Genomic DNA, 7,274 nt, shown 5'->3' on the forward strand with positions numbered 1-7,274 from the left:
GCTGATTCTTGAGCCGCTCAAGCGATGCCTGGAAATGCAGCGTTAAATAGGCAGCCTCCTCTTCAGGAATCTCGACTGGAAGAATTTGATTGATCTCTTCCAATGCAAACAGGATTTGATCAAACATATACGGATACATATTCTTGATTTCCTGAAGCATCACATTCGATACAGGCAGACCGTGCTTCAAACGATTGAGCGTTGAATACAGGTGAACATGCAGTCCGTTCAGTAATTCTGCATCCCCCTTAAACTCAACCCCGTTTGCTTTGGAAAGACTTTTCACCAGTTCGCCAGCCATTAACGACAGAAGTTCATCTGTACCTTCTAAGTCCTCTCGATCCCTGTGCAAAAATTTCCCTCCAAGAAAGTGCAGCGTCAAATTTGCCTGTTCCTCTTCCGGAAAACGAATCGTAAAAAATCGCTCGAGATTCTCTAGTAATTCTCCTGTCCAACTGAATTCTTTTTGCTTTTTTATAAATGAAATTTCAGCATCCGCCAGCGCAATGAATTGGTGAAGCTTCGTTCTCTTGACCATCATGAGTATGTGGATCACGATCCTGTCAAAGGAATCATCGGTAAAGGCCAGGGAATGGCTCCTTTGCAGCTCTCTCAGCTCAGACACAACCCTATCGACTTCATGAAGAGGAAATTGCTTCTTCAAAAACACACTTGTGTCTTCAGGGCGGTGGACCAGCTCAGATAAGCGTGACAATGCCAACCGCTTATTCTTTTCCGTTCCCTCCAAAATCACGCCGACTTTCTGTTTGGACGCCAGTTTTAAATTGAAACGGCTTAACCATATTTCAATTTGTTCCGTATCTTTTTTGATGACAGATTTACTGGCATAATAGCTGGCCATAAGATCTTGAACAGTAACAGACTTCGTGCTCATCAGAAGATGATAGGCCATCCTGATCAGTCTCTCCTCATCTTCAAGGGAACTTCCCTTTGAACCATTAGTCTGGAGCTCTTTATACCACGCTGCTTTATCATTTTTATCTATATCAATACTAATACCCAGACCGGGTTTCCGTATCAAATCGGCCGATGGATATTCCTCCAGATATGACTCAATCACCTTTAAATCATTCCGCACCGTTTTTTCAGAACAATCCAATTCATCGGTCAAATCCTTAATAAGCAGAAATTGATTGGACTGACTTAAGAGGATGCGTATAATTTCCTGTTGTCTTTCATTCATGGTTACACCTTCTTTATCATGAAACAAGCGATAAGATTTCTATCTTATGATACTTTTCTCATATAAAAAAGTAAAATAGAGCGGGGAACGGCAGAGGGACACAGGGACAGGTACACCGTCCCAGCCCCAGCCATACTCGTCCCACCTCCGCCCACCGCGTCCCTATTCAGCAGAACCCACCCCTCCCTGAAACGAACCTTTCCTACCCTGCCAACCTTAATCAAACGTTTGTTTAAACCCATAAAAGCCTTTCCCATCAACGCTCCGCCCATCTAATCAAACGTTTGTTTAAATTTCATGGAAAACGCAAAAAACAGAGCCCTGTGAGAAGCTCTGCTTTTAATTACACCAAATGTCTTTTTACAGCATTAAACATGGGAGATGATCAGTTCGACTTGACCTTCCAGTTCAAATGCTTCGATGTCAGCAGGAAGGATAAAGTGGTCACCTTTCTTCAGGGAATACTCTTCCCCATGAACTTTCAGCATTCCTGACCCATCCAACACGCTCGCCAGCTGGAAAGGCTGATCCTGTACGAAAGAGGCGTGTCCGTCAACCTGCCATTTATAAACGGTAAAGTACTCCGCTTCCACAAACTTCGTAACCTCTGCCTCGTCACGTTTCTCGACAGCCGGCTTCACATCGGCATTGCGATGCGGGATCGTCGTCACTTCAATCGACTTCTCGATATGCAGCTCACGAGGGTTCCCTTCTGCATCCCGGCGGTCATAATCATACACGCGGTATGTTGTATCCGAGCTCTGCTGCGTCTCCAGTACGAGGGTTCCCTTGCATAGTGCATGGATCGTCCCGCTCGGAACATAGAAGAAGTCACCAGGCTTTACCGGTATGCGGCGGAGCAGATCCCCCCACTCACCCTTTTCAATCATCGACACAAACTCTTCCTTCGTCCCTGCCGTATGACCGAAAATCATTTCAGCATCTTCATCGCAATCAATGATGTACCAGCATTCCGTCTTCCCAAGCTCTCCGTTTTCATGCTCATTTGCATATGTATCATCCGGATGCACCTGCACAGACAAATCTGCGTTCGCGTCCAGGATTTTCGTCAGCAGCGGAAACACCGGTGAAGGATGTCCTCCGAATAATTCGCGGTGCTCATCCCACAGCTCACCGATCGTCTTCCCTGCAAACTCTCCGTTCATGACCGTGCTCTGACCGTTCGGATGACCCGATATCGCCCAGCATTCGCCGGTTTTATCAGATGGGATATCATAATTAAATTGATCCTTTAACGCCGTACCTCCCCAGATTCGTTCCTGGAATACGGGTTGTAGAAATAATGGTTGGTTCATAAGTGCCTCCTGTAGCTTTTTTTATAAACACCACAATACCAGAATTGTTTAGATTATAAAAGCATGAGCTGCATTACGTGCCAAGCATCGCTGCACCGATTAATCCTGCTTTTGTCCCTAGTACAGCAGGTTCCAGACGTACACATTCCCTCAAACCGGGATAAAGGTAACCCTTGATTCTTTCTCTTAATGGTGAAAGGATTTGTTCTTCCGCCTGCATGACTCCTCCTCCAAGAACGACGATTGATGGATTAACGATATGCACCAGATTAGCGATTCCCATCGCTAAATAGGTGACGGTCTCTTCTACAATGTGTCGGGCTTCAAGATTCCCATTTGTAGCCATTGAGAAGACTTCTTCCGCACCGCCTGCAATACCAAGCCGTTCTCTGCCGTTCCTTCCGATGGCTGTACCCGACGCCAATGCTTCGAATGAACCCGCATTAAGTCCTCCCCATCTCGGACCTTTCGGCTGCAGGATCATATTTCCGATTTCCCCCGCATACCCATGGGCTCCGCTTACTACATTGCCGTCCAGTACATAGCCTCCGCCGATTCCGGTGCTGACCGTCACATAGAAGACAGAAGAATGATTCTTTCCTGCTCCGAACTTCGCTTCGGCCAGGGCGGCTGCGTTCGCATCGTTATCTAAATAAATCGGAACATCAATCTCACGCTTCAGTATATCTATGAGATGAATCTCATCCCAACCAGGTAAATTAGGAGGACTCAAAATTACTCCATTATAAGGATCAAGCGGACCGGGCGAACCAATCCCAATCGATTTTACTTCGTGATGTTGTTTCACTTCCGTAATCAGATTCATTATCTTTCTGATTACATACTCGTACCCTTTTTCTGCTTCCGTTCTGATACTCTTTTCAATTAAAATCCGCCCGGACGAATCCACCACTCCTGCACGTAAATTTGTTCCTCCGAGATCCACACCAATCATTTTCACTTTATTCATTCCCCCTTCTCACTTCACTGTTTTACTGCTCCATAACTTTTTTAACTTCTCCAGCATCGGCGTACCTTCGCAAGTCTACTGGCTGCAGATCAAAGAAAACGAATGATCCGCTAACATGCGTTGGCAACCAAGGACTTCTCTAAACACCTAAGATAAAAGAGGCTGAGTTAAAACTAAGAAACAACTACCTAAAGGCGAACATTTTAAGTGTCGACTTTAAATACCGCTAATGATTTCCGCGCAAGACTTCGCTTTCCGCGGGTAGCCCGTGAGCCTCCTCGTCGCGTTCGTCTCCTGCGGGGTCTCACTCGTCTAGCTGCAGGGCTTAGAGGCACATGTCATAAGCCAAACCGACCAAGAAGGCAAAGTGCGCCTTCCAGGACGATTCGTCTTATGCCACCCGCCTCTGAGCAAAGCCCTTCCGCTTTTCTATTAAGCTACTTTTCCCGCAGGAGTCTTCGTCTTGCACTCCAATCAACCGCTGGAATAAGCTGAAAACAAAATGGACATACGAACAAACGGATAAAAACCCGAACTCTTGAACCCTTAAATTCAAATTAGTTCGGGTTTTATTCAGACTTAAACACTTTTGTCCCAGGCTCTTCCGTCGATTTGATTTTTATCGTTTAATGAAGTCTACCATCGAATGAACCGTGAGATCCAGCGGTGTCGCAGGGGAAAAACCGGACTCCCTTGATAAGAACGTCACTTTCTTCGATTCACCTGGAATAAGATCAAAGTAATTGTCCGTAAAGATTCCTTCGGAGGATGTAGAAAGCATTACCTGTTTTGAAAGGGTATCGGCCGTAATGATGAATTCGCTTCCTCCGCTTTCAGGCACCTCTTCGACGAGAATTTTCGAATCAGGCAATATAAGGTCTTTAAGAGATACAAAATAGTGTTCTTTCAGATCGACTACTTCTCCTTCTTGTTCTAATTTCGCAGTCAACATGACTTCATCTGCATTATGTCCGCCCAATAGCTCCTCTGTAGAGAATGAACAGATGATTTCTCCGGTGTTTGCCTTTACGGCAGCCTGCTTCGCTAGTTCCATTAGGACATTCCCATTGAAATCCAGAAGGGATAGGCTAACCGTCCCTTCAACATCTTTCAGGTTATCACTTACAACGTGGACACTTATTTTATCTCCCTTTGTTCCATCGATGGAAATCATGATATCCCTGAAGCTTCTCTTTGCGTAGTAATGCAGGGCCTTCCATCTCCCATAATAGTCCATGCTCGACCATGAGGCGACCGGCCAGCAATCATTCATTTGCCAATAAAGAGTTCCCATACAGTATGGCTTCTGACGGCGGTGGGCTTCGATTGCCATCTTGATCCCTTCTGCCTGCAGGACCTGACTCATATACAGGAAGGATGGAAAGTCTTTAGGCTCCGGCAGGTATTTATCCATGTATTCCTTGATCAGATAATTACCCCGGTCATTCTTTTGATGATGCAGCATGACGTCGGATTCAAGCTCCATGTCCCTGCTCGCTGCATAGGATTCCACCGTTTTCGCTTCAGGGAAGGACTGAAACCCGTACTCACTCATGAATCTGCCCACATGGTCATTATACTCTTCGAAAGGTTTCAAGCCGTGCCATACATCCCAGTAGTGAAGGTCGCCGCTTGCAGAGGAATAATGGGAATGCTGTGTTTGATCCCCTGTCCAGTCTGCCATTGGGGAAGAAGGCCAATAATCTTCACCAGGAGAGAATTTCTCCACTGCCCGGGGCAGAATTTGATGGAAAACCGTGTCGTATGCCTCCCAGATTTCTTTGCGCTCTTCAGGGGTGTACTGCTGCTTCCATCCCCATCCAGCTGTCTCATCATATTCAGACCAGGCTGTATCCATTTCATTATTCCCGCACCACAGGGCGATGGAAGGATGGTTTCTCAATCGTTTGACGTTTTCTTCAGCTTCCGCCTTCACATTCTCAAGAAAATCAGCATCACCAGGGTACATGCTGCAGGCAAACATGAAATCCTGCCACACAAGGATTCCATGTTCATCGCATAGCTCGTAAAAAACGTCATATTCATATATACCTCCACCCCAGACACGAAGCATATTCATGTTCGATTCGACTGCACTCATTATTTCATGTTTGTAACGTTCTTCTGTTACTTCAGTGACAAAGCTGTCGTTTGGTATATGGTTGGCTCCCTTCGCAAATACAGGTACACCATTTAGCTCGATATAGAATGTTTTCCCTTCTGCATCTTTTTCCCTCACCAGCTTCATCGAACGAAGTCCCGTCCGGACCTTTTTTTCAGTAAGCTTCTGCCCGTCTTTCAATAAGACTGCTGTAAAGTGATAGAGGTGCTGATCCCCAAGACCCCTTGACCACCACAGCTTCGGATTCTCGATTGATACATCCAGCGAAACGGTATTCAAGCCAGCGGATACATTTACCTCTGCCTCAAAATCCAGCCCTTCAGCAGAAATCTCTGCAATGCCTTGATACTCTTCCTCTGATTCAATTTCCAATACGACATTCAATTCAGCTTCTGAAGCAGTGACTTTCTTCTGATGGATAAAGACATCCGTGATTCTGCTTTCACTCCACCCGACTAATTCAACTTCCTTCCACAATCCACTTGTCACAAAGCGTGGGCCCCAGTCCCATCCATAATGATAAGGAGCTTTCCGCGCAAAAACGCTTAAATTCTTGTCGCCCACTTCTCCATCTTCTGAATGATCGTTGACTGCGGGAAGATTATACCCCTGCTCATCCAGCTTTACTGAATCTTGCCCAATAGGTGAATGGAAATGAACTTCCAATAGATTCCCTTCACGCTTCAGCAAAGATTTCACATCTGCCGTCCATGTACGGAACATGTTATTGGCGGTCAGTATCCGCTGCCCATTCAGGCTCACGTCCGCATACGTATCCAGTCCGTTAAAGACAAGCTCCAGGCGGGAAGAAGAAAAGAGCTCCCCTGACACATCAAAACGGGTCTGATATTTCCAATCAACTTTATCAATCCATTGAAGGTCAAGCTCATTTTTGCCATAGAAAGGGTCGGGTATCTTATTATTTTTCAGCAAGTCGGTGTGGACACAGCCCGGTATTATGGCCGGCAGCCATTCCTGTTCTCCTGCTTGTTTAAAACTCCAGTTTGAGAGAATTGCCCTTTTCTCATTTCCTGTTTCCGTTTGGACCGCTTTATTCATCCGTTATTCCTCCTTGATTAGTGGCTCTCCCACACGTTAATTAGCAGATCTGTTATCCTGTCAATCTTTCAAGTTATTAATCGCTGACACCTGAATGTCCTGGAGATGAATCTTCTCCCCGCCAAGGTGATTCAATCGGACGGTCTTTGTTTCCCCCGGAAGCAGGTCAAAGAAATTGTCGGAACATGTTACTTCACTTTGGGCCATATCCAAACAGATAAATCTTGCGAGAACATCCGTCTGAACCGTTATCGTTTGGTCTTTTGTATTTCGTTCAACTGTTAAATTTGCTTTTGGAAGCTGGATGTCTTTATAGTCTCTCAGGTAATAATAATTTTTCTGGAAGCGGTCATTTAACGAGCTTAATAGAACCATAACCTCTTCAGCGAGAACACCATTTAACAGATCACCTTCTTCGAAAACAGCCAGCAGGGTTGTCTCATTTCCACTGATTTCAAACGGGAGCTCCTTTGAATAGAGCTTTTCACCGGAAAAGGTCAGGACCTCGATCTTCAGTGTATCCTTTAATGCCTGCATGCGGTCATTCACCACCCAGACTTTAAGCGGTTTGCCTGGATCATGATCTAAGGAAGCTGCCACGGG

5 protein-coding genes are annotated in these 7,274 nt (G+C 45.7%); all 5 read right to left on the reverse strand.

Translation table 11 applies throughout. The annotated features are described in order from the left end of the window. A partial coding sequence (locus HP456_RS17195) for a BglG family transcription antiterminator (protein ID WP_172253369.1) occupies positions 1-1,204 on the reverse strand: 1,204 nt, incomplete at its 3' end. A 368-nt stretch (positions 1,205-1,572) separates the two neighbouring features. Further along, positions 1,573-2,520, reverse strand: a complete 948-nt coding sequence (manA, locus tag HP456_RS17200) for a mannose-6-phosphate isomerase, class I (protein ID WP_172253371.1) — start codon at positions 2,518-2,520, stop codon at positions 1,573-1,575. Positions 2,521-2,593: 73 nt separating this feature from the next. Next, positions 2,594-3,490 (reverse strand): ROK family protein, encoded by an 897-nt coding sequence (locus HP456_RS17205; protein ID WP_246289190.1) that lies wholly within the window; start codon positions 3,488-3,490, stop codon positions 2,594-2,596. A 619-nt stretch (positions 3,491-4,109) separates the two neighbouring features. Then, complete coding sequence (locus HP456_RS17210) at positions 4,110-6,671, reverse strand: beta-mannosidase (protein ID WP_172253373.1); 2,562 nt, start codon at positions 6,669-6,671, stop codon at positions 4,110-4,112. A 60-nt stretch (positions 6,672-6,731) separates the two neighbouring features. After that, the coding region (locus tag HP456_RS17215) for a glycoside hydrolase family 2 protein (protein WP_312857788.1) at positions 6,732-7,274 on the reverse strand (543 nt) is incomplete at its 5' end.

Origin of the sequence: Bacillus haikouensis (genome assembly GCF_013179555.1) — a bacterium.
In the GTDB taxonomy this organism is placed as follows: domain Bacteria; phylum Bacillota; class Bacilli; order Bacillales; family Bacillaceae_B; genus Rossellomorea; species Rossellomorea haikouensis_A.